The following is a 22,380-nucleotide window of genomic DNA, read 5'->3' on the forward strand; positions in this document are numbered from 1 at the left end:
ATAGTCATACATAGTTTATTAAAAGTGGGATAAAATCAGGTTCCCAGTATTCCGAGGTGAACTAATAATGAAAAAGATGAAAGAGCGCATGGACGAAAGTATTCTCGTCTGTGTTTATTATGGTCCCAACGGTGAACGTCTCATTCAAAGGGGCTGCAAAATTGCCAATATGCTTGATTGTCCACTATACATCCTTACCGTAGATCCTAAACCATTTGATGATTTGGATGCAGAAAAATCAAACTATATTGCCAGATGGAAACAATTAGCTTCCCAACATAGTGCTGACGCATTCATTATTAAGGATAATGAACAAAGACCGATATCAAAAGTGATTGCCGAAGTTGCAAGAGAAAAAAATATTACACAGATCATACTTGGTCAAACTGCTCAAAGTCGCTGGGAACAAATTGCTAAGGGGTCGATTATTAATTCTTTATTACGGGAAATTCCATTCGTGGACCTTCATATCATATCTGTGTCCCGATATTTAAAAAATCCGGATAGAAATTTCGAAAAAGGAGTTCGCGCTTATCTTGTTAAAGAGCACAACCACTACCAGCTCCTTTTTAAACATACCAAGGATGTAGAGTTTGAAGGAATTTTCTTTAAGGAATTCGGAACTGATTTTAATAATGGTATCTTCAAATTTATGAAAGATAAGGAAACGTTACAAGTACAAGTAAAAGAGAATATTGTTAAAGACTTAACAAACGTTGCAATGGATACGAACTTAACTTCTGATGAAGATTACTTATAATCCCTCCACCCTTGGTGGAGGTTTTTTCATGCTACAAATTTACATCCAATTTAATCAACGGTTTCTCATTTTTACTTATCCCAATATATCTTAATGTTTCTGAAGGAGAGTGATGATGATAAATACCCATTAGAATGGAGATAGCAATCCCTTTTCGATAGGCGTGATAACCAAAGGTTTTTCTTAGTGTATGAGTACCGATTTTACCTGGTATCCCAACCTCTTTTGCGGCTGAATTAATAATACGGTATGCTTGCTGACGAGTAATTGGTTGATTATTCTTTTTGGACTTAAACAAATAATCACAAACATTAAAATCATACGTTTTCAAGTAATCTTCAGACGCGAGTTTAACGTTATTATTTAAATAGTAAGCTTTGGGTTCATCGCTATTGGTTTCCTTTAAATACAAAAACTCCTTAATTTCCGTACCATCCCAAATATCCTCAATCTTTATTGAAAGTAAATCACTTATTCTTATTCCTGTATTAATCCCAAGAACAAAAAGCAAAAGGTCTCTTTTTGACTGCCTCCGTAATATTTCTTTTATTGCATTTATACTTTCAACGTCTCTTATAGGCTCAACATACTCCATAAAGTTGACCTCCTAGAACTCCAAAGAATTCCATTAAATAAGTTACATAACTATACGATATCATAGACTATGTTACATTACAAACATTTAAATTGGCACTTTAATCAAATGATTTAAAAATTTATTTACAAAAAAATCACCCGCCTGAACGTAGGCGGATGATTTCTTATACCCTTATCATTTTCAAAAACACCTTTTTTTATTTAATATAAAAAGAGTTCCTCCAAGTGTAAACACAGAAATATATTTACTTGCTAGAATTAGATACGAAGTGGTTTGATTATCTAAGGTAATGTGTGGAATAAGAAAGAGGCCATAGACCACCAGAAGTCCAAAAGCAAGAATAGAAAAAGCATTTTTAAAAGCTTTATCTATAATTACCTCGCTTTTTTCCTCTTCGGAGTTTGAAAAAATGATAACTGCATAACCAATGACTAAGATGATAAGATAGGTTAATCCTATAACCGCATAAACGATGTTCATGTTTGACTGCCTCCTTTTCAAAAAATGATTTAGAAGTAATCACTCACACAGACCAGCCGCAAAATAGCGTCATGAAACCAAAAATAAATATTATACGAAAAGCCCGTCACAAAAGGACATAATTATCCCACAGTGACAGACTCCACCTAAACATTAGTAATATGTTCAGAATTATTATCTCATAAAAATGTATAATTTTGTAGTATTAGATAATCATCCCCTATATTTTAAAGCTAATCCTTTTAAGAAATTTCTGGCGTATTTATCAAGGCACTGCTTATAATTCTTATGCCCTTCTTTTCTAAGCATCGCGCTTAATTCACCTTTTGTTACCGTAATCCCTGCTCTTTCAAAGATATCAAGCATATCCTCACTGGTTAACGCCAGCGCTATCTTTACCTTCTTTAATAGCTGGTTATTAATACTTTCTTTACTCTTTGAAGGTACTGGTGTATCAGGCTGTCCTGGTTTTGGTTCTTGTTTACCTCTTTTAAACGTAATAAAGCCATTTAAAAATGACTCTAACATACTATTCGTACATTTAATATGTTCCTCATCTTCCGGAACATCATCTTCATAATAATCTTCGTCATCGTAACTGTCCTTTGGTTTTGTAAGTATTTTTAGCACATCTTCTTTTGCTACCTCAACGCCGCCAAATTTAAAAATTTCAACCATATCTTTATCTTTAATATCGAGCGCATATCGTAATCGAATTAATATATCATTATTCTCCATTTATAACCCTCCAATAAGATTGCTATATGTATAGCACAAGTATATCCGTTTCAAATGTTAAACAGTCATTTTCCAACTGGATAACGCTAACCAGTTCTCCTGTTGCTTATAATCAGGAAGTATCTTACCAACAAGCCTCCAAAAAGATCGATCATGATTCAAATGGACCATGTGGCACATCTCGTGGACGACTACATAGTCAATCACACTCTGCGGCGCCATCGCCAGCCGCCAATTAAAGGTTAACTGCTGTCTTGAATCACAGGTTCCCCAGTTCGTCTTATTATCTGTAATCCGGATCGACCTTGGCTTTGATTTAAAATTACTTTGATAAGATTTAATACTCTTCTCTACTAACATCTTACATTGCTGATAGTAAAACCGTTTTAATGCTTGTTTTATTTTTTCATCCTCAAGATGTTTCACAATTATATGTAACTTTTCTTTTTCAAACACTACACGGTCTTGTTCGGTATTTATATCATGAGAAATCTCAATGGGATATTCTTTCCCTAAATAAAGGAAGGTCTCGCCATGTTCATAGGTTTTTACCTCCGACCCATAGGTTCTATCCTTCATTTCCTTCAATTTTTGCTGGATCCACTCCCATTTCTCCTCTAAAGCCTGAATGACGCGTTCATCGGAAATTCCTTTCGGAGCCTGAACTTCAACATTTCCATACAGATCGATAGAAATGCTCATCGAGGTACGCTTTTTATACTTTATCTCAAAACGAATCGTCTGCCCTAAATAATTATGAATCATTTCAACACCTCTTATGTAAAAAACAAAACTCGAGAGAATTTATGCCCCTCAGAATCATACTTTGTTTTTTTCATGCCGGCAACTAGACAGAATATTTAATTTCTTAAGTTTTATCTTTAGTTTGTTATGGTTAATTATTTGGGGTATCAAGCTAGAATTATAGAATGAGAGGAGGTTTGTCTTTTTTAAAGTGCTTTACCCGTTATATATAAAAATCCTTTATGGGGGAATGCAGAAAATGAGGAGAAAGTTGAAAAGATTTATTGCATTATTTCTTGCAGCTATTTTGATCATTCCGTCAAGCTGGATTACACAGGCTGCGGCGGCAACCAACAATGATATTCCAGTTCTTCTGTACCATCGAGTTGTCGAAAATTCTACTAATCAATGGACGGATACCAGCCTTGAAAAGTTTGAACGGACTATGCAGTATCTTAATGACAACGGTTACAATACCTTATCAGCAGAACAATATGTGAACATCATGGAAGGAAAAGAAACGGCTCCTGAAAAACCGATTCTACTAACTTTTGATGATGCTACACCTGACTTCATTACCAACGCTCTTCCCGTATTGAAACGGTATAACATGAACTCTGTTCTGTTTGTTGTCAGTGACTGGATTGGCAAAGGGTACAGTATGTCAGAAGAACAATTGAAAAGCCTCACGAATGAACCTAATGTCAGTCTCCAGAATCATTCTAAAACTCACGAACAAAACTCTGTTTGGAACTCTAATATAACTAAGGAACAAGCCACGGTAGAAATTGAAGCAGCAAACGCATACTTAAAGTCTATTACCGGTAAAAATCCAGTCCTTATGGCTTACCCATATGGTGCATATAATGTAAGTGCAGAAGAAGCAAATCAAGAGAATGGCATTAAATATGCATTTAAGGTTGGATACCCTAACGCTGGGAACTATGCTATGGGCCGTCATTATGTAATGATGGATACGACTGTAGAACAAATTGCTTCCTGGATCGGCGGTCCAGCACCAGCACCAGTAGACCAGCCAGGAATTGAAACTGTCTATCATGAAAAATTTGAAAATGGTTTAGGCATTGTCGTTCAAGCTGGAAATGCACAAGTAACCCACGTTTCTGGTAAGGTTTTTGCAGGCAATGACGATGGAAAAGCCATCTCTGTTAGCGGCAGGACGAACAACTGGGACGGCGTCGATATCCCATTCAACAATGTCGGTATGGAAAACGGCAAAACTTATACGATTACAGTTACTGGTTTTGTTGACGAAAATGCAACTGTTCATGCAGGCGCACAAGCTTTACTGCAGAACGTAGACAGCTATAACGGTTTGTATGTTGCCGCAGATTATGCAGCGGGACAGACTTTTACTTTAACGGGTCAGTATACCGTGGATACTAGTAAAGATAGAGCACTACGTATCCAATCAAATGATGCTGGGAAATCTGTTCCGTTTTACATTGGAAACATCTTGATTACAACTGAAAAAACGACTGCACCTCAAACCGATAGAGTAGTATTTCACGAAACATTTGAAGCTGGTCTTGGTGTGGCTACACAAGCGGGAAGTGCAAAATTGACCCCTGTTTCTGAGCTCGTTTTTGAAGGCAATAGTGATGGAAAAGCGATTTCTGTTAATGGAAGGGCAAACAACTGGGACGGAGTTGATATCCCGTTCAGCAGTGTCAGCATGCAAAACGGCAAAGCCTATACCATTACAGTTACTGGTTTTGTTGATAGCAGTGTGAGTGTTCCGGAAGGTGCACAAGCTTTGCTTCAGAATGTAGACAGCTATAACGGCTTGTATGCAGCCGCAGATGTTAAGGCAGGTCAAACATTTACTCTAACGGGTCAATATACCGTTGATACGAGCAAAGATAGAGCACTACGAATTCAATCAAATGATGCAGGGAAAACCGTTCCCTTCTATATCGGAGATATTCTTATTACCGAGAAGGCAGTTGCTGGTGGCAACGGTGACGATGGAAGACCACCTGCTGATCCATTTACAACAATTGATTTTGAAGACCAAAATATGGGTGGTTTCGAGGGAAGAGCTGGTACCGAAACACTGACAGTGACCAATGAAGCCAATCATACTGATGGCGGTTCCTATGCTTTGAAGGTTGAAGGCAGATCACAAGCTTGGCATGGACCAGCATTACACGTAGAGAAATATGTTGACAAGGATTCGGAGTATAAAATTTCTGCCTGGGTGAAGCTGATTTCACCAGCAACTTCACAGCTTCAGCTTTCTACACAGGTCGGCAATGGTGGAACTGCTAGTTACAATAATCTTCAAGGAAAAACAATCAACACTGAAGATGGCTGGGTTAAACTCGAGGGAACGTACCGTTATAGCAGTGTAGGTGATGAGTTTTTAACCATTTATGTAGAAAGCTCGAATAATAGCACAGCCTCCTTTTATATCGATGATATTACTTTTGAATCGACTGGTTCGGGTCCGATTGAAGTTGAGGACTTGACACCTATAAAAGATGTTTATCAAGACGATTTCTTAATTGGAAACGCTGTCTCATCTTCTGATCTTGAAGGCAATAGACTTAAGCTTCTCAACATGCATCACAATGTCGTCACAGCAGAGAATGCAATGAAGCCAGATCAAGCGTATAATGCGGAAAAACAATTTGACTTTACTGATGAAAATGCGCTTGTCGACAAGGTTTTGGCTCAGGGATTGCAGCTGCATGGTCACGTGCTTGTATGGCATCAACAGACGCCAGAATGGTTATTTACAACTGAAAACGGTGCCCCTTTGAGCCGTGAGGCAGCACTAGCAAATTTAAGGGCCCATGTTAAAACAGTCGTAGAAAATTACGGTAACAAGGTAATTTCATGGGACGTGGTAAACGAAGCAATCATCGATAACCCGCCGAACCCAACGGATTGGAAGGCATCACTTCGTCAATCTGGCTGGTACAAATCGATTGGACCAGACTTCGTAGAACAATCATTCCTTGCTGCAAAAGAGGTACTGAATGAAAAAGGCTTGAATATCAAGCTATATTACAATGATTACAATGATGATAATCAGAGCAAAGCCGAAGCCATTTATCAGATGGTGAAAGATATCAATGAAAAGTATGCTAAAGAGCATGATGGGGATCTTCTCATTGACGGAATTGGCATGCAAGCGCACTACAATAAAAACACTAATCCTGAAAATGTTAAACTCTCCCTAGAGAAGTTTATTACATTGGGGGTAGAAGTCAGTGTGACTGAACTTGACATTACCGCTGGAACCAATAACGTACTTACTGAGCAGGAAGCAACGGCACAGGGTTATTTATACGCACAATTGTTCAAGATTTACAAAGAACACGCAGAGCATATCTCACGTGTAACTTTCTGGGGACTAAATGATGCAACGAGCTGGAGATCTGCACAGAGTCCATTGTTGTTTGATAAAGATTTGCAAGCAAAACCAGCTTACTATGCTGTTATCGATCCAGACAAATTTACTGCAGAAAATCAACCTGAGGTAAGAGAGGTTAATCAAGGAAGTGCTGTTTCCGGCACACCAGTGATTGATGGAACTGTAGATGGTGTTTGGAGCAATGCAACGGAACTGCCGATTAATCGTTTCCAAATGGCTTGGCAGGGAGCAAACGGGGTATCCAAGGTCCTCTGGGATAATGAAAACCTGTATGTTTTAATTCAAGTAAGTGACTCACAGCTCGACAAATCGGGTCCAAATCCATGGGAACAGGATTCCATTGAAGTCTTTGTCGATGAGAATAATGCAAAGACATCTTCCTTCGAAGATGGTGATGGGCAATATCGAGTAAACTTTGACAATGAAACATCCTTTAACCCTGTCAAAGTTGGAGAAGGTTTCGAATCTGCAACCAAAGCATCAGGTAATGGCTATACCGTTGAAGTAAAGATTCCGTTCAAAACCATTACACCAGAAAACAATACGAAAATCGGTTTTGATGTTCAGATTAATGACGGTAAAGATGGTGCTCGTCAAAGTGCTGCAACATGGAACGATTTAACTGGTCTGGGATATCAGGACACTTCTGTGTTCGGCGTCCTGACACTTATGAAGACTGACACCACTGCACCTGTTACAACCGACAACGCACCAGAAGATTGGGTTAATAAAGATGTTACGATTACTTTCAATGCAAATGATAATGATACTGGTGTAGCAGCAACCTATTATAGTATTGATAATGAGGTCGTACAAAACGGGAATTCAGTTACTATTTCTGAAGAGGGTGTTCACACTCTAACATACTGGAGTGTAGACAAAGCTGGAAATGTCGAGCAGGTTCATACAAAAACAATTAAACTAGATAAGACCGGACCAATCTTAGATATTAAGCTCGACAAAACAACATTATCACCAGTTAATCATAAAATGGTGCCAATAACGGCTGCTATTAATGCTTCTGATGCCGATTCAGGAATTCATTCAGTAGTGTTAACATCAATTACTAGCAATGAAGCCATCCAACCTGATGATATTCAGAATGCCAATTATAATAAACCTATTTCTGGTACGACTGATTCCTTTAAACTTCGTGCTGAAAGATTAGGAAACGGTAATGGCCGTGTTTACACCATTACTTATACGGCCACAGATAAAGCTGGTAATGTGACAACAAAAAGTGTTGAAGTTTCCGTTCCACGCGACCAATCAAAAAAATAAATTGTCCGTTACGAAAAAATACCCTGAATATTTTCATTCAGGGTGTTTTATTGTTAGATAGCAAGCAGAGTGCGCTCAAAACAAAAACCTTTTCCAATCAACCACAACATTTCTTTAACTTTTTACCACTGCCGCATGGGCAAGGATCATTTCTTCCTACTTTTGTTACTTTGATTTGGGGAGCATTCCTAGATGACTTTATTGTTTTTTTCCACTCTTGCACATAATGATGACTTGGCTTTTGCATTTCAATGATTTTTTGCTTAAGCACCATAGACTCTTGTGTCATTTCCAGCTTATTGTATAGCTCCTCAAGTCGATCCATTACATCAAGTTCATCTTCCAGACCTTCTAACTCAAGAGCTTGTTTTAAGATTTGAATCGCTCTTTTTTCATCCTTGTTCGGACAATATATCATGATTATAGACACTTTATTAAAAGTTAAAAAATCATATACTTCGATTAAACCTATTTATCAACAAAATTCTTAGATATTATTTATTAATTAGTCGTTTGATTTGAACCGCCTTTAAAATATTAAATTCTACATCAATTGCTATAATTCTACTTGTTTGCAAACGAAATTCACTAATTAAACGTTTAATTTAATCAAGCAAAGTCCAGCTTTGAGGCTGTTCCCGGCTAATTTCCCATGCAATAATTGTCGAGGAAATAAATACTTTTTTTAAAAGACAAACGACCATTCTCCTGCAGCTATCCGACGTAATTAATTAGCCGAATCATTTAGATAGTTTATTAAAAATGTTAAAATAACCGTGATAATAAAATAATGAGGTCTTCGCTATGGGTAAGAAAAAGAAAAGCAAAAGTAAAAAGAAACAATTTTGGGGATTACCTAAAGAAGTCCGAATGGTGCAAGCAAAGTCTTGGCTTGAAAAGTATGATGGTGAGCATATCATAAAAGCATATTCCAAATTCTTTGCCCTTAACCTAAAAAATGCCTTGAAAGAATTGGAATTAGTCGGGGCTCAAATTAGTACCCAAGAAAGGGAATATACAAAAGAACTAATCAAAAAAAGAAAACAGGAAAAAGAACGAAAGAAAGAAAAACGCAGAATTGCTAAGGAACAATATGAATTTGAAGATTACGATGATACTTTTGCATTTATTGCAGGATATACAGCTGGCAGTGTACCTTTTGGGATGACTTATGAGGAAATGGAAGAAGATATTATATAAATTTTATAAGTGACCGTTCTTTCTTCTTTTGGCTATTTTCCGTCACTCATCGACCCTATAAGTGACCGCTCTTCCTTCTTTTTGCTATTCTCGTGCTAAACGCTAACAATCAAAAAAGGCAACACCCACCAAGGGAGTTACCTTCTTCTCTTGAAGTTTGAATCCATGAATGAGTTGTAAAAAATCAAGCTAGAAATAAGTCTGAGGACAGATAACGTTCTCCCGTGTCTGGAGCTAAGCAAAGCACTCTAGCTGATGATGGCAGATTCTTTGCTATCTCGACTGCAAAATACGCGGAAGAGGCCCCCGATGCACCTACAAAGATTCCTTCTTCTGCAGCAAGTCGGCGTGCCGTTACTTGGGCGTCTTCATCCTTAATGAGCAATATTTCATCATAAATAGTACGGTTTAAAATCTTAGGAATAAAACCAGGTCCAGTTCCTGGGATTTTGTGCGGACCAGGCTCACCACCTGATAACACAGGGGATCCAAACGGTTCTACTACATAAATTTTTAAGTTTGGAATATGCTTTTTCAGTTCTTCCCCTACACCTGTGACGGTTCCTCCTGTTCCTGCTGTCAACACAAGGGCATCCAAACTCCCTTCAAAGGCTTCTAAAATTTCAACTGCTGTTGTTTCACGATGTGCATCTGCATTTGCAGTATTTTCAAATTGCATGGGAATAAAGACATCAGAAATTGATTCAGCCAATCTGTTTGCTTCATCTATAGCCCCTTGCATTCGTAAACTTGCTGGAGTTAGATGAACCTCCGCTCCATATGCTTTTAAAATCTTCACACGTTCAAGTGTCGCGTTATCAGGCATCGTTATAATACACCGGTACCCTTTTACAGCACATACCATAGCAATTCCAATCCCAGTATTACCAGAAGTCGGCTCGATAACGGTACTCTTTCCTGGAATTAATTTACCCTCTTTTTCTGCACGTTCAATCATATTGATAGAAGCACGGTCTTTGACACTTCCTCCTGGGTTAAACGATTCTAGTTTTATGTACACTTCCCCTCCTGTTGGGTCAGGTAATTTATTCAGTTTTACAATCGGAGTTTTTCCAATTAATTCAAGAATTGAGCGATAAAGTTTCATTGCCCTTCCACCTTTCGATATTCTTTCAAAAATAATCCCCCATAATAAATTCAGAATGGGGGATAATGTTTATCCATTTTAATTTCACTAATATCTTACCATTTTCAAGTGATAATAATAAGTTTTCCTCCCTGATAACTTTTACTTTTTAAAGGTTAACTTTTTTATTAGTAAGAGTTTTCCCTATAATATATTTTAAACAAGCCACCAAACCTATTTCCGGGCAGACTTCAATTTAGACAAAAAAATCGAATTACATTTTTTACAAAAAATTCAAGATAGAAAAAGCAGCTAAAATCTAGTAAGATATCTACATGTGACATTAGATAAGGGGTTAAAAAAATGAGCGTATTAAACGTACAAAATTTAAGCCACGGTTTCGGTGATCGTGCGATTTTTAATAATGTGTCTTTTCGACTTTTAAAAGGCGAACACGTTGGACTAGTTGGAGCAAATGGTGAGGGTAAGTCTACTTTCATGAATATTGTTACCGGGAAACTGCAACCCGACGAGGGGAAAGTAGAGTGGTCACGAAAGGTTCGTGTTGGATATTTAGACCAGCATGCTGTTCTTCAAAAAGGTACGACGATGCGTGAAGCTTTAAGTACTGCATTTCAATATCTATTCGATGCTGAAGCAGAGATCAATGAACTTTATGCAAAAATGGGTGACGAAGGTGCTGATATCGATGCACTGCTTGCTGAAGTTGGGGAGCTGCAAGAAACGTTAGATAGTAATGATTTCTATCAAATTAATTCAAAAGTGGAGGAAGTTGCTCGTGGTCTAGGATTAGACGATGTTGGACTCGACCGAGATGTAGATGATCTTAGCGGCGGGCAACGTACGAAGGTTTTACTAGCTAAGCTTTTGCTTGAAAAGCCTGAAATCCTATTACTTGATGAGCCTACAAACTATTTGGATGAACAGCATATCGAATGGTTGAAGCGCTACCTGCAGGAATATGAGAATGCATTTATCTTGATTTCACATGATATTCCATTCTTGAACAATGTTGTTAATTTGATCTACCACATGGAAAACCAAGAGTTGAATCGCTATGTTGGTGACTATGATAACTTCCTTAATATTTATGAAATGAAGAAGCAGCAGCTAGAGTCTGCTTACAAACGTCAACAACAAGAAATTGCGAATTTGAAGGATTTCGTTGCTCGTAACAAGGCAAGTGTGGCAACACGTAATATGGCGATGTCTCGTCAAAAGAAGCTCGACAAAATGGAAATTATTGAATTAGGGAAAGAGAAGCCGAAACCTGAGTTTAACTTTAAGGAAGCTCGTTCATCTAGTCGTTGGATTTTCGAGACTGAAGATCTTGTTATAGGTTACAATGAACCACTTTCTCGCCCTCTGAATTTAAAAATGGAACGCGGTCAAAAAATTGCATTCGTGGGTGCAAATGGTATTGGTAAGTCTACTCTTTTAAAAAGTATTCTTGGGTTGATTAATCCCATTTCAGGTAAAGTGGAACGTGGTGAGTATCAATACGTCGGTTACTTTGAGCAGGAAGTTAAACAGTCTAACTACAACACTTGTATTGAAGAGATTTGGAGCACGTTCCCAAGTATGAATCAAGCTGAAGTCCGAGCTGCTCTTGCAAAATGCGGGTTAACGACGAAACATATTGAGAGTAAAGTCGAAGTCCTTTCTGGCGGCGAAAAAGCCAAAGTTCGGTTGTGTAAAATTATTAACACTGAAACGAACTTATTAATTCTCGACGAACCTACCAATCACTTGGATGTTGACGCAAAAGAAGAATTGAAGCGTGCTTTAAAGGCATATCGCGGAAGTATCTTGATGGTATCACACGAACCTGATTTCTATCGTGAAATTGCGACTGATATTTGGAATTGTGAGGATTGGACTACGAAAGTGTTTTAAATAAAGATTAAGGGGTACCCAATGAATCAAAATTCACTTGGGTACCCCTTTTTATTAACCATCCAAAATTTTATAAAAAATATACTTTTAGATTTCTTAAAAAAGCTCATCCAAACTAAAGTTAGAATGAGTGTTTTCCAAGTTGGAGGCTATTGTTTGAAAAGATTCATTGCACTAAAAAATCTGCTAAATAAGCAACTCTTTCCATTTTTCTTGTTTTTATTATTGACGAATATCAATCCACCAACGATCTTCCGCATTCATGTTTTCAGTGTCACCAAATCCACTGTAATGGAAAATATCAAGGAAGATTGAATCCAGTTTATCATCATCTACAAAATATCCTAGGTTAACCTCCATCGTTTGTCCAGGTTGGATACTGCCAATATTGTAAAAGCCTTTTCCGTCTCCGTGAGGTTCTAGATAATCAACTTCGCCCGTCATAATACTATCTTCGGCGATTCCATCTTTTCCAGCATAGTTCCATGCATTCTTTTCAAAGTTAAGCACTTGTAAGGACGGATGCATATAGATTTCTTCTGTTGCCTGTTTACCATTATTTTTCACTGTGGTTGTCAAGTAGACAAATTTCAGATTAACTAATTGCGACTCTACTAATTTGTCAACAGAATCTTTACCATTTCCTACTTTATATACATCCCGTTTGTACGGTAAAAATTTATTGGTTTGATCTAAAGCCTTATTCTCGCTTAGTATTTCTAGTCCCAATTGATTAAAGTTCCCTTGTTTAAAATCTTTGATTGAATCAAAAACTTCAACTTTTTCTATCTCATATTCAAGTTTACTTTCGGTTCCATTCATTTCTATGGTTACAGGAACCGTTTGACCTACCTTAAATAGTTGTTTGCTGTCTTTTTTCAAAGGAATAACGCGAGATTCTGTTGGTTCCTTCGCTTTACTAAAAAGGGCTGGATCATAATCCGCTGCGTATGTTGCCTTTTCCTCCGTTGTTGGTTCAAGTGAAATGCCCTCTATGACTTTCATCATTTGTTCATCACTTACATCAGTTCCAACATAACTTTCTAACATCATCCCCTCTTCTTCGAATAAGAGAAAGACCTGTCTATCAAACATTACATTTTTGTTTCCAGTATCTTTATTAACAATCACTGCTTTCCTACCATTGATCTCCTTTTCTTCGTAATCGTTTGCATACAAAGTTTGAAAATCAGAATTTTCCCCTAATCTCCATAGAATGAATGAAAGCCCACCATTTGCATAGTTATCTTTAAAGGAATATTTCATAGCCAACCTATCGTTTGCTTCCATATTTTCTGGTAAATAGCCGACTTTCATCTTATACCAACTGTCTCTCTTTTTGAAAATCTTATTTGCCACTGAAATATTCACTTCATAATTTTGTTTTTGTACAATCATATCATAGGCTTTTACTGCACCTAAGGCGGTCGTCGGTATGCCAATCAATAAGCAGGCAGCGGCGATTAAAATACGATTCCTTTTACGCTTGACCTGCTGTTTTCTTGAATCAGAGTCCAATGAAAAGTTCGATATAATCGTATTAAGCTTATCAGTCGGAACATGAATCATGTCAATGTCTTCCTTAAACGATGGAATTTTGTCTGTCATCACTGTAAACCCCCTTCATTTTCTCCTTAAGTTTGTCTAACCCGCGCCGGATATTCGTTTTCACCGTTCCCTCTGGACATTTAAGCATCGAGGCGATCTGTTTAACCGTATAATCTTGATAATACCTTAACAGTAATACCGTTTTATATTTTTCCTCAATTTCTTCCATTGCTTTAAGAAGGTCAATTTGTACATCAGAATTGAAAGATGAGGTATCACTAGCGTTTTCCAGCACTTCTTGATTGATTGGAACTACTCTCTTTTTCTTTCTTAACGAATCAATCGCTGAATTAATCAAAATACGCGTCATCCATGTGGAGAAATATTCGTCATTTTTTAGTTTTGACAGCGATTCAAAAGTTTTATAAATCGTTTCTTGAAACACTTCTAATGCATCATCTTCATTCCGCATATACACAAATGCCATCTTGTACAATTTTTCCTTCTCAATATGTATTAATGCCTGAAATGCATTTATATCCCCTTTTTTAGCTTTGGATATTAAGTTCAACCTAGATTCCATTGTGGCACCTCCTTTTCCGTCTTCCAATATTAGATAAAATAGACACTAAAAACGATTCATATAATACTTAACTTTTTATAAAACCGGGTAAGAATGGGACCCATCAAGAAATCCTTCACCCTTTAATACTTAGTCAGCTATTCGACAAAATTCTTCCCGCGAAGAAGGGCCAAACACTATATTGACAGGCTGTACAACTATTCTAATTAAACGTTTAGTTCACATCCATTTCACTAATTAAACGTTTGATTAACAATACTCTGAACCCATTTAAAAAACGAACTATTAGTTTTTTTGAGTAAATTTATTGTCGAGGAAAAGATTTGGCTTTTGATAAAAGTGAAGTCGAACCTATTGACTGTTAATGGTATTTTCTCAAAAACAAATCACCAAAAAGTATCAATATATTAATAGATTATCATGGAAAGCAAAAGCAACCTCTATCCTTAACCAGACTTTTGGATAAAGGATGAGGTTGCTTTTTAGAATTCTTGTAGTTTACCACTCTCAGCCGCCTCACTTTTAATACTGGCTAACAGGTTCAACCATTATTAATTTACAATTAATATTTATCGATTGTAGCGCCAAGGAAAGATGCTCGGATGAAGTCAAGTTCTTGAAATCGTTTAAGTTCAACTGGTGCTTACCTGTTACAACGGCTCCATTTAAACGGACTTTTCCGTTTGTCGCTTGGGTATTTTCTTTAATTCCCTTCAAAGCTTCATGAACCGCATCCTCCGCATCCATCTTTGGAATGCCAAACTTAAGTAAGTATCTATACACAATATTAAGTTCTACATTGAGTTCATGATTCTTTTTAATTCCATCCATTATCGTCCTCCCGTCTACAAGACGGATTACGTTGAGAAAAGTTTACATTAATTATAAATATTTTTTTATGATTCATCGATTTACTTCCTTCTTGTTTTCTTCCCCCAGATTAAAGGCCCAGTCCTAATAAGACTGAGCCTAATTTAATCACACATTAATATTACTGTATGTCCACCAACGACATAGAGTGAGTCGTAAAGTACGCCATACTCTTATAAAGATTAACAAACTTATCTGTTACCTGTTGGTGAACAATGAAAATTAAAGTGCAAGAAAACCGTCCCCATGCTTTCCTTAAAAATAATTGAGAAACATAGAAAAAGCACTTTCCCTTTGCTTAAGGAAAGTGCTTAAAGATTATTTAGTGGTAATTACCTCATGCCGCCCGTAAGTTAAAGCTACTTACGTGCCCAATCATTAATAGCTTTTATATCTTCAGGTTTCGTCCTACAACACCCACCTATTATTTTTGCTCCCGCTTCGTACCAGCGTTGAGTGCAAATGGTAAATTGTTTAGAAGAAGCTCCTTCATTCCATTTTTTATTCGTAGCATCATATTCTTCACCTGAATTTGGATAAACAATAATTGGTTTAGAAGTTTTTCCTTTTATTTCTTTAATTAATGAATCAATAAAATCTGGTGATGAGCAATTAATACCAATGGCAGCTATTTGCTTCTCCCCTTCTAGCCACATCACACAATCAGACATTTTTTCTCCATTACTAATATGAAGCTCATCTTTTGCACTAAAACTAATCCAAGCGTAGATTTCTGGGAATTCTCTTATCACCCTTGTTATTGCTTTAGCCTCTATCAGACATGGAATGGTTTCACACGCTAGGATATCAGCACCAGCTTCAACTAGTATTCTAATTCTCTCTCTATGAAAAGAAACTAGTTCATCCTCATTTAATACATAATCCCCACGATATTCAGAACCATCCGCAAGAAAAGCACCATATGGACCGACTGATGCAGCCACTATTGGTTTAGGTCTGTTCTTCTGATTTTCGGTCTTATCCCAAAATTCATCACGTGCATTAATAGCAAGTTGAACAGACTTTTTAATTAAATCAGTGGCCTCTTTTTCAGATAGCCCTCTTTCCTTATAACCTTCAATAGTAGCTTGATAACTAGCTGTTATGGCACAATCTGCACCCGCTTTAAAATAATCTAAATGAACCTGCTTGATCAGCTCTTGATTTTCCATTAATATCTTTGCTGACCATAAACGGTCATTTAGATTACACCCATAATTCTCAAGCTCTGTAGCCATTGCTCCATCGATAATCATAATTGGATAATTATCTAAGATCTGTTCTATCGGATTCATTTTACTTATCCTTCTTCCTAGTAAAATAGCCTACTTTTTTAATACTTTACTTATAAACTGCTTCGTTCTTTCAACACTTGGATTTGTAAACATTTGTTCTGCTGTTCCTTCTTCAAGAATCATTCCATTTTCCATAAAGATAATTCGATCAGAAATTTCACGTGCAAAATTAAGCTCGTGTGTGACAATCAGCATGGTATTGCCTTCCTTTGCTACATCTTTTATAACAGTTAACACTTCCCCAACTAACTCTGGATCAAGCGATGAAGTCGGCTCATCAAATAATAAAACCTCTGGATTGAGTGCCAGTGCTCGAGCAATACCAACCCTTTGTTGTTGTCCACCCGATAGCTGTACTGGATAATGCTCCAATCTATCTTGAAGACCAACTTTTTCTAGGATTTCTGCACTTACCTTCTTCGCTTCATTCGAACTTATATTCTTCACACTTGTTAAGCCAATCATCACATTCTGTAACACTGTTAAATTTTTAAATAAGTTATACTGTTGAAAGACCATTCCTGTGGATAATCGTAAAGACTGAATATCTACCTTTCTAGCGGATTCAACATTTACTCTCTTCCCACTAATTTCAACGATGCCATTTGTAGGTTGTTCTAAGAAATTGATACAGCGTAACAAGGTTGATTTCCCTGAACCACTTGGTCCTAAAATAGAAACAACCTCTCCTTTATTAACGGAAAAATTTATCCCTTTTAACACATGCTGTTGGTCAAAATATTTATGGAGATTTTCCACTTTAATCATGAGACAACCCCTCTTTCATATCTCCGGGCACGCTTTTCTACTATAACTAGCAATCTCTCGACTATAATACAAATGATCCAATAAATAATAGAAACTGCTATATAGACTTCAAAAAAGGCTAAACCTCGAGAACCAAGAATTTTGGCTTGTCCCATGATATCAATAACTCCAATAATAAAGACTAGAGAAGTATCTTTAATTGTACTTATAAACATGTTACCTAAATTAGGTATGGCTACCGATAAAGCCTGCGGGAAAATAATTTTCAGCATCATTTGAGTGGGACTCAAACCTATAGCTTTAGCTGCCTCAAACTGACCACGATCAACAGATTCAATTGCTGATCGTATCGTTTCAGACAAATAAGCACCTAAATTAATTGAAAAGGCTAATAAAGCATATACTTCCGGTGCAATGATATTTACATCAATATTCAGAAGCCATCCATATTCAGTTTGAAAAAAGTAAATCACTTTTGGTATTCCATAAAACACAAGATATATCTGCACTAAGAGAGGGGTTCCTCTAACAAAGGAGACATAAAAAGAAGAGATTGTCTTTAATACGGGTACTCGATAAATTTTTATCAGTGCTGTAGTAAGCCCAATAAATAAACTAATAATCAACGAACCCACGGCAATTCCAATTGTAATAGGTAATCTTGTAACTATCGCAGGAAAGCTTTCTATTAAAAAATGAATATCCAATAAATTTTCCATTTCTTCCTCCCTTTCCAGCCTTATTCAGGGACGTATTCTCCACCCGTCCATTTGACTGACAGGTCAGCTAATGTACCGTCTTCTTTGAGTTCCTTTAGAATAGGATCAATTAATCCTTTTAACTCTTCTCCCTGCTTTCCATCTTTAAAAACAATCCCAATCTTATCATTTACGATAGGCTGTCCTACAACTTCTAAATCTAAATTATATTTTTCTATAACAGAATGAATCATAATTGGGTCATTTACATAGGCATCCACACGTCCATTTTGTACATCTTGTAAAATTTCTGAAGGGGTTCCACTTTCGCTATATTTTAAAATAATATCATTTTCTGCTTTTTTATTATGTTGTTCAAGTAATAATGTATAAGAATCACCAGCTAAAGCTCCAACTTTTTTCCCCTCTAAATCTTCTACTGTTTGAATATCTGTTCGACCTGATTTCACAACAATAACGGTTTCTGCAGCAAAATAAGATTCGTCTGTAAACAAGTACTTCTCTTCACGTTCAGATGTTTTCGCCACCTGGTCGGCAACTGCCTGAATTTTATTTGATTCTAGTGCAAGAAACATACTGTCCCATGGAGTAGCAACAAAATCAAAGGTATACCCCTCTAATCTTTCATCAATTTCTTTTATAACGTCGATATCATATCCGATAAGTTCATTACTTTCATCCGCATAAGCGAAAGGAGGATAATCATTTTGAGTTCCAACTAAAATAACCTTTTCCTCCGTTCCATCTGCTGTCGTTGTTTCTTTAGAGGAACAACCATTTAATATACCAACCAAACCTACTAGTGCAATACTTGATAACAATAACCTAGATTTCTTTTTCATTTTACTATCTCCTTTAAAATAAATTAATTATTATTATTGAATGAGAATCTAAGTCATTACTTATATCCAATTCAAATCACTAAAACGAAAACAGAACAATAAAATAAAAAAGCCTCTTCCAATCAGAAAGAGGCTTTTCATCTAAACCTTATCTCTCAGAATGAAACACTCTGCAGGATTTAGCACCTTTCATCCTTCATCGAATGATGGTTGCTGGACGTCGTTGGGCCTGTCCCTCGGTCTCTCGTGATAAGTTATTCGTTTTTTATGTTGTTTTTTGTATATTATGATAATATTTAATATTAATACTATTGTCAACTACTTTTTTACTATGTACAATTCACTAAATGATCTGATTTTAGTGTAAACACACTAAATCTTATAGATTATGAGAATTCAGGATAAAAAGATGGGAGAAATGAACTTGAAAGAAGAAGCCTATTTTGATGTAGCAATTATTGGTGCTGGTACAATGGGAATAGCTGCCGGTGCCTTTTTAGCTCAACAGAAAGTAAATACTGTGTTAATCGATGCTTTCGACCCACCACATCATCATGGAAGCCATCACGGAGATACCCGTATGATTCGACATGCTTATGGTGAAGGCAGACAGTATGTAACATTAGTAAAACGTGCACAACAATTATGGGAGGAATTAGAACAGCACACCACCTATAAAATCTTTGAAAAAACCGGTGTTCTTGGATTAGGTCCAAAAGACTCTTCCTTTCTTCAAGAAACGATTGAGGCTGCTAATAAATATGATTTGCCATTAGATATCCTAAATAGCAAAGAAATAAAAGAAAGATGGCCTGGTTTTTCCGTACCAGATCATTTTATTGGTTGTTTTGAGTCAGAGTCAGGCCTCATCTATAGTGAGAATGCCATTAAAGCTTATAAAGAAATCGCCATTAATAATGGAGCAAAACTTGTTACAAATACACCCGTACAGCAAATTGAGATGGAAGATATGGACAATATAAAAATCTCAACTGAAAACCAGGTTTATTATGCGAAAAAAGTGATTGTTACAGCAGGGGCATGGGTAGCCAAACTATTACCAGACTTAAATCTCCCTATTCAGCCAACCCGTAAAGCCTTCGGCTGGTTTGACGCCCCTGCAGACCTTTACGATATCGCCAACTTCCCCTCTTTTTACTTAGAGGACGATACGAATATGTGTTATGGATTTCCTTGCAAAGATGGAGCAGGCCTTAAGATAGGAAGATCAGATGGAGGTCAAGCTATTGATCCTAACCAACACAAACAGAACTTTGGTCAATACGAAACAGATGAAGAGGAACTAAGATTCTTCCTCCGAACCTATATGCCTAAAGCAAATGGAGAATTAAAACAAGGAAAAACATGCTTATATACCATCTCAAGTGACAATCACTTTATCATTGATTATCACCCTGAACATGAAAATATCATCATTGCATGCGGTTTTTCCGGCCATGGCTTTAAGTTTGGAAGCGTTATGGGAGAAGTGCTCGGCCAACTGGCGCAAAAAGGGAAAAGTAGTTTTGATATTTCTTTATTCTCTCTTAAGAGATTTGATTTGTAATATGTCATCAGTAAATAGAATAACTTAGTCATAACTAGACCAAGATGATCCATAACACGCTAAATCGATCTTTCATGTAATAAGTGTCTATATTTCCAGAGATGCTTATTACATGATAAATTAATTCTACAATTTTTACCTAATTCACCTTCTGCTCTCAAAAACCAAAAAACAGAAACCTATCAGGCTTCTGCTTCTTCTTTCAAAACTACCTTTGCCACTGCCTCACAATGGCTTGAATGGTGATCGCAGACTATTTCAACACTAACTGCGACACGCACTCCACGTGTGTCGTCTGCGGAAACATATCCACAGGTTGCACTTCCACAGTTTTATACCCACCATCTTCTAAGATCCTCAAATCCCGAGCCAAGGTAGCTGGGTTACAGGATACATAAACCACCTTTTTCGGTTTCATGTCAATAATCGTTTGCAAAAATGTCTCATCACAGCCCTTCCGCGGCGGGTCCACGACGAGCACATCAGCTGAATTCCCTTCTTTATACCACTTAGGAATCACAACCTCTGCTTCCCCTGCTGCAAACTCCACATTCGTCATTCCATTAAGCTCTGCATTTCGTTTTGCATCCTCAATCGCCTCTGGAACAACTTCTACTCCGAATACCTTCTTTGCCTTTTGGGCTAAAAATAAGGATATCGTTCCGATACCACAGTAGGCATCAATGACTGACTCTTCCCCACTTAACCCCGCATACTCAAGTGCCTTTTCATAAAGAACCTTCGTTTGAACAGGATTTACCTGATAAAAAGATAGAGCAGAAATGGCAAATTTCACATCACCAATCGTGTCATAGATGACTTCATTACCCCAAAGGACGGCTGTTTTTTCGCCGAGGATTACATTTGTACGCCTTGAATTAACGTTATGTACAATCGACTTAACCTTCGGAAGACGAGCAACAATTTCCTCAACTAGTTTGTCTTTGTTTGGAATATCCGTGGTTCTGGTAACAAGCACCACCATTAGTTCCCCTGTTTGTTGTCCATAACGAGCCATAATGTGTCGCAGAACACCTTTATGTGACTCTTCTTGATAAGCTGATATCCCTAGCCCACTGCATATTTCCTTCACTGCCTGAACAGCTTCGTTTATTTCAGGAAGTTGTATCAAACTTTCATCAGTATCTACAATTTCATGGCTTCTAGGCTTGAAAAACCCAGCAATCAACTTTCCATCCTTTTCACCAACAGGTACCTGAGCTTTATTTCGGTAATGCCATGGGTTGTCCATCCCTAAGATTGGGTGGACAATTACGTCCTCAAGTTTTCCGATCCTTGTCAGCACCTGACGCACTTGGTTCTCTTTATATTTCAGCTGTCCTTCATAGCTGATGTGCTCCAGCTGACAGCCGCCATATTTATGAATCTCACTATTAGGAACTTCTACGCGGTATGGGCTTTTTTCATAAATTTCAATCAAACGCCCGAAGCCGTATCCCTTGTTCACTTTAATCACTTTAACCTGCGCCTTTTCGCCAGGCAGTCCGTTTGGTATGAACAACGGAAAGCCTTCCACCTTTGCTACCCCTGCACCATCGTGAGCTAAATCTTCAAATACCACATCTATATAATCATTTTTTTTAACCGGTATTGTCTTCTTCATTATTTACTTCCTTTACTCCGATTTGACTAGCAAGATTGTATCATAAACCCAGTCTAATTGCGAAATCAGTCATAAATTGATTGTATACCGTTCTACTACCTGCATAAAATGTCGGAGCATTTTTATTTAACAATATAACAAAAGTGTTTATAATTATAACATCCCGGAAGGAGGTGGTTACGATAAAGAAGGTATATTTTCTTCCCATCGCATTGCTGCTTGCCTTCATATCCTTTTCCGTTCTTCATACTTCCAACTTATTCATTCAATCACATCATTCTAATAAAGCTGTGTTATTGATAGATGATTGGAATATGAAATCACAAACGGACGAAGAAGAGAAACATTTATTTCAT

Annotated in this window: 19 protein-coding genes and 1 riboswitch; of the genes, 5 read left to right on the forward strand and 14 right to left on the reverse strand. The window is 37.1% G+C overall.

Annotation, left to right across the window (positions count from 1 at the left end):
• The first annotated feature begins 67 nt into the window (after positions 1–67).
• Positions 68–760: a universal stress protein gene (locus QFZ31_RS19270; protein WP_307305904.1), complete on the forward strand. Its 693-nt coding sequence runs from the start codon at positions 68–70 to the stop codon at positions 758–760.
• 31 nt (positions 761–791) lie between these two features.
• Here QFZ31_RS19270 and QFZ31_RS19275 read toward each other — a convergent pair whose 3' ends face one another.
• From QFZ31_RS19275 to QFZ31_RS19290, 4 genes are all read right to left on the reverse strand, one after another.
• Entirely contained in the window at positions 792–1,355 is a 564-nt protein-coding gene (locus tag QFZ31_RS19275; RefSeq protein WP_307305905.1) for a tyrosine-type recombinase/integrase, read from the reverse strand.
• 183 nt (positions 1,356–1,538) lie between these two features.
• Complete coding sequence (locus QFZ31_RS19280) at positions 1,539–1,838, reverse strand: hypothetical protein (RefSeq protein ID WP_307305906.1); 300 nt, start codon at positions 1,836–1,838, stop codon at positions 1,539–1,541.
• A gap of 213 nt (positions 1,839–2,051) precedes the next feature.
• Positions 2,052–2,576 (reverse strand): DUF1456 family protein, encoded by a 525-nt coding sequence (locus tag QFZ31_RS19285; RefSeq protein ID WP_307305909.1) that lies wholly within the window; start codon positions 2,574–2,576, stop codon positions 2,052–2,054.
• Positions 2,577–2,633: 57 nt separating this feature from the next.
• The gene (locus QFZ31_RS19290; RefSeq protein ID WP_307305911.1) at positions 2,634–3,341 is read right to left on the reverse strand and encodes a M48 family metallopeptidase; all 708 of its coding nucleotides are present in this window, start codon (positions 3,339–3,341) and stop codon (positions 2,634–2,636) included.
• Positions 3,342–3,579: 238 nt separating this feature from the next.
• On the opposite strand from QFZ31_RS19290, the gene QFZ31_RS19295 reads away from it, so the two are divergent.
• The gene (locus tag QFZ31_RS19295; RefSeq protein ID WP_307305914.1) at positions 3,580–8,004 is read left to right on the forward strand and encodes an endo-1,4-beta-xylanase; all 4,425 of its coding nucleotides are present in this window, start codon (positions 3,580–3,582) and stop codon (positions 8,002–8,004) included.
• Positions 8,005–8,101: 97 nt separating this feature from the next.
• Here the strand turns inward: QFZ31_RS19295 and QFZ31_RS19300 are convergent, their stop codons facing one another.
• Positions 8,102–8,422 carry an SEC-C metal-binding domain-containing protein gene (locus QFZ31_RS19300; protein WP_307305916.1) on the reverse strand — a complete coding sequence of 107 codons (321 nt, stop codon included), beginning with the start codon at positions 8,420–8,422 and terminating at the stop codon, positions 8,102–8,104.
• 386 nt (positions 8,423–8,808) lie between these two features.
• Between QFZ31_RS19300 and QFZ31_RS19305 the strand changes: the two genes are divergently transcribed.
• On the forward strand, positions 8,809–9,204 hold the full coding sequence (locus QFZ31_RS19305; RefSeq protein WP_307305919.1) for a hypothetical protein: 396 nt from the start codon (positions 8,809–8,811) through the stop codon (positions 9,202–9,204).
• 184 nt (positions 9,205–9,388) lie between these two features.
• On the opposite strand, the gene cysK is transcribed toward QFZ31_RS19305, so the two are convergent.
• Entirely contained in the window at positions 9,389–10,312 is a 924-nt protein-coding gene (cysK, locus tag QFZ31_RS19310; protein WP_307305922.1) for a cysteine synthase A, read from the reverse strand.
• Between the two features lie 342 nt (positions 10,313–10,654).
• Here cysK and QFZ31_RS19315 point away from each other — a divergent pair, with 342 nt between their 5' ends.
• A complete protein-coding gene (locus QFZ31_RS19315) occupies positions 10,655–12,208 on the forward strand; it encodes an ABC-F family ATP-binding cassette domain-containing protein (RefSeq protein ID WP_179603044.1) in 1,554 nt (517 codons plus the stop codon).
• 222 nt (positions 12,209–12,430) lie between these two features.
• Here QFZ31_RS19315 and QFZ31_RS19320 read toward each other — a convergent pair whose 3' ends face one another.
• The 7 genes from QFZ31_RS19320 to QFZ31_RS19350 all read right to left on the reverse strand — a co-directional run bounded on the left by QFZ31_RS19320 (position 12,431) and on the right by QFZ31_RS19350 (position 18,833).
• Positions 12,431–13,816 (reverse strand): DUF4367 domain-containing protein, encoded by a 1,386-nt coding sequence (locus QFZ31_RS19320; protein ID WP_307305925.1) that lies wholly within the window; start codon positions 13,814–13,816, stop codon positions 12,431–12,433.
• Positions 13,791–14,339 (reverse strand): sigma-70 family RNA polymerase sigma factor, encoded by a 549-nt coding sequence (locus tag QFZ31_RS19325; protein WP_307305928.1) that lies wholly within the window; start codon positions 14,337–14,339, stop codon positions 13,791–13,793. Before QFZ31_RS19325 ends, QFZ31_RS19320 begins: the two co-directional genes overlap by 26 nt.
• A 522-nt stretch (positions 14,340–14,861) precedes the next feature.
• Positions 14,862–15,170 carry a hypothetical protein gene (locus QFZ31_RS19330; protein ID WP_307305932.1) on the reverse strand — a complete coding sequence of 103 codons (309 nt, stop codon included), beginning with the start codon at positions 15,168–15,170 and terminating at the stop codon, positions 14,862–14,864.
• A 398-nt stretch (positions 15,171–15,568) separates the two neighbouring features.
• Positions 15,569–16,504 carry a homocysteine S-methyltransferase gene (mmuM, locus tag QFZ31_RS19335; RefSeq protein ID WP_307305935.1) on the reverse strand — a complete coding sequence of 312 codons (936 nt, stop codon included), beginning with the start codon at positions 16,502–16,504 and terminating at the stop codon, positions 15,569–15,571.
• Positions 16,505–16,534: 30 nt separating this feature from the next.
• Positions 16,535–17,272 (reverse strand): amino acid ABC transporter ATP-binding protein, encoded by a 738-nt coding sequence (locus QFZ31_RS19340; protein ID WP_283863238.1) that lies wholly within the window; start codon positions 17,270–17,272, stop codon positions 16,535–16,537.
• The gene (locus QFZ31_RS19345) at positions 17,269–17,991 is read right to left on the reverse strand and encodes an amino acid ABC transporter permease (RefSeq protein WP_179603047.1); all 723 of its coding nucleotides are present in this window, start codon (positions 17,989–17,991) and stop codon (positions 17,269–17,271) included. The genes QFZ31_RS19340 and QFZ31_RS19345 overlap by 4 nt, the downstream gene beginning before the upstream one ends.
• A gap of 20 nt (positions 17,992–18,011) precedes the next feature.
• A complete protein-coding gene (locus QFZ31_RS19350) occupies positions 18,012–18,833 on the reverse strand; it encodes a transporter substrate-binding domain-containing protein (protein ID WP_307305941.1) in 822 nt (273 codons plus the stop codon).
• Positions 18,834–18,978: 145 nt separating this feature from the next.
• Positions 18,979–19,089, reverse strand: a riboswitch (SAM riboswitch).
• A gap of 162 nt (positions 19,090–19,251) precedes the next feature.
• On the opposite strand from QFZ31_RS19350, the gene solA reads away from it, so the two are divergent.
• The gene (solA, locus tag QFZ31_RS19355; protein ID WP_307305943.1) at positions 19,252–20,400 is read left to right on the forward strand and encodes an N-methyl-L-tryptophan oxidase; all 1,149 of its coding nucleotides are present in this window, start codon (positions 19,252–19,254) and stop codon (positions 20,398–20,400) included.
• Positions 20,401–20,653: 253 nt separating this feature from the next.
• On the opposite strand, the gene rlmD is transcribed toward solA, so the two are convergent.
• Complete coding sequence (rlmD, locus tag QFZ31_RS19360) at positions 20,654–22,024, reverse strand: 23S rRNA (uracil(1939)-C(5))-methyltransferase RlmD (protein WP_307305946.1); 1,371 nt, start codon at positions 22,022–22,024, stop codon at positions 20,654–20,656.
• Positions 22,025–22,380: the final 356 nt, after the last annotated feature.

The sequence above is a fragment of the Neobacillus niacini genome, assembly GCF_030817595.1.
Lineage (GTDB): Bacteria > Bacillota > Bacilli > Bacillales > Cytobacillaceae > Neobacillus > Neobacillus niacini_G.

What these genes read in the sequence shown, in the direction of transcription:
- QFZ31_RS19320 (WP_307305925.1), bottom strand. Translation starts at nt 13,816, where the DNA reads ATGACAGACAAAATTCCATCGTTTAAGGAAGACATTGACATGATTCAT.
- QFZ31_RS19345 (WP_179603047.1), bottom strand. Translation starts at nt 17,991, where the DNA reads ATGGAAAATTTATTGGATATTCATTTTTTAATAGAAAGCTTTCCTGCG.
- mmuM (WP_307305935.1), bottom strand. Translation starts at nt 16,504, where the DNA reads ATGAATCCGATAGAACAGATCTTAGATAATTATCCAATTATGATTATC.
- QFZ31_RS19290 (WP_307305911.1), bottom strand. Translation starts at nt 3,341, where the DNA reads ATGATTCATAATTATTTAGGGCAGACGATTCGTTTTGAGATAAAGTAT.
- QFZ31_RS19270 (WP_307305904.1), top strand. Translation starts at nt 68, where the DNA reads ATGAAAAAGATGAAAGAGCGCATGGACGAAAGTATTCTCGTCTGTGTT.
- QFZ31_RS19340 (WP_283863238.1), bottom strand. Translation starts at nt 17,272, where the DNA reads ATGATTAAAGTGGAAAATCTCCATAAATATTTTGACCAACAGCATGTG.
- QFZ31_RS19295 (WP_307305914.1), top strand. Translation starts at nt 3,580, where the DNA reads ATGAGGAGAAAGTTGAAAAGATTTATTGCATTATTTCTTGCAGCTATT.
- QFZ31_RS19350 (WP_307305941.1), bottom strand. Translation starts at nt 18,833, where the DNA reads ATGAAAAAGAAATCTAGGTTATTGTTATCAAGTATTGCACTAGTAGGT.
- QFZ31_RS19285 (WP_307305909.1), bottom strand. Translation starts at nt 2,576, where the DNA reads ATGGAGAATAATGATATATTAATTCGATTACGATATGCGCTCGATATT.
- QFZ31_RS19330 (WP_307305932.1), bottom strand. Translation starts at nt 15,170, where the DNA reads ATGGATGGAATTAAAAAGAATCATGAACTCAATGTAGAACTTAATATT.
- QFZ31_RS19280 (WP_307305906.1), bottom strand. Translation starts at nt 1,838, where the DNA reads ATGAACATCGTTTATGCGGTTATAGGATTAACCTATCTTATCATCTTA.
- QFZ31_RS19305 (WP_307305919.1), top strand. Translation starts at nt 8,809, where the DNA reads ATGGGTAAGAAAAAGAAAAGCAAAAGTAAAAAGAAACAATTTTGGGGA.
- cysK (WP_307305922.1), bottom strand. Translation starts at nt 10,312, where the DNA reads ATGAAACTTTATCGCTCAATTCTTGAATTAATTGGAAAAACTCCGATT.
- QFZ31_RS19325 (WP_307305928.1), bottom strand. Translation starts at nt 14,339, where the DNA reads ATGGAATCTAGGTTGAACTTAATATCCAAAGCTAAAAAAGGGGATATA.
- QFZ31_RS19315 (WP_179603044.1), top strand. Translation starts at nt 10,655, where the DNA reads ATGAGCGTATTAAACGTACAAAATTTAAGCCACGGTTTCGGTGATCGT.
- solA (WP_307305943.1), top strand. Translation starts at nt 19,252, where the DNA reads ATGAACTTGAAAGAAGAAGCCTATTTTGATGTAGCAATTATTGGTGCT.
- QFZ31_RS19275 (WP_307305905.1), bottom strand. Translation starts at nt 1,355, where the DNA reads ATGGAGTATGTTGAGCCTATAAGAGACGTTGAAAGTATAAATGCAATA.
- QFZ31_RS19300 (WP_307305916.1), bottom strand. Translation starts at nt 8,422, where the DNA reads ATGATATATTGTCCGAACAAGGATGAAAAAAGAGCGATTCAAATCTTA.
- rlmD (WP_307305946.1), bottom strand. Translation starts at nt 22,024, where the DNA reads ATGAAGAAGACAATACCGGTTAAAAAAAATGATTATATAGATGTGGTA.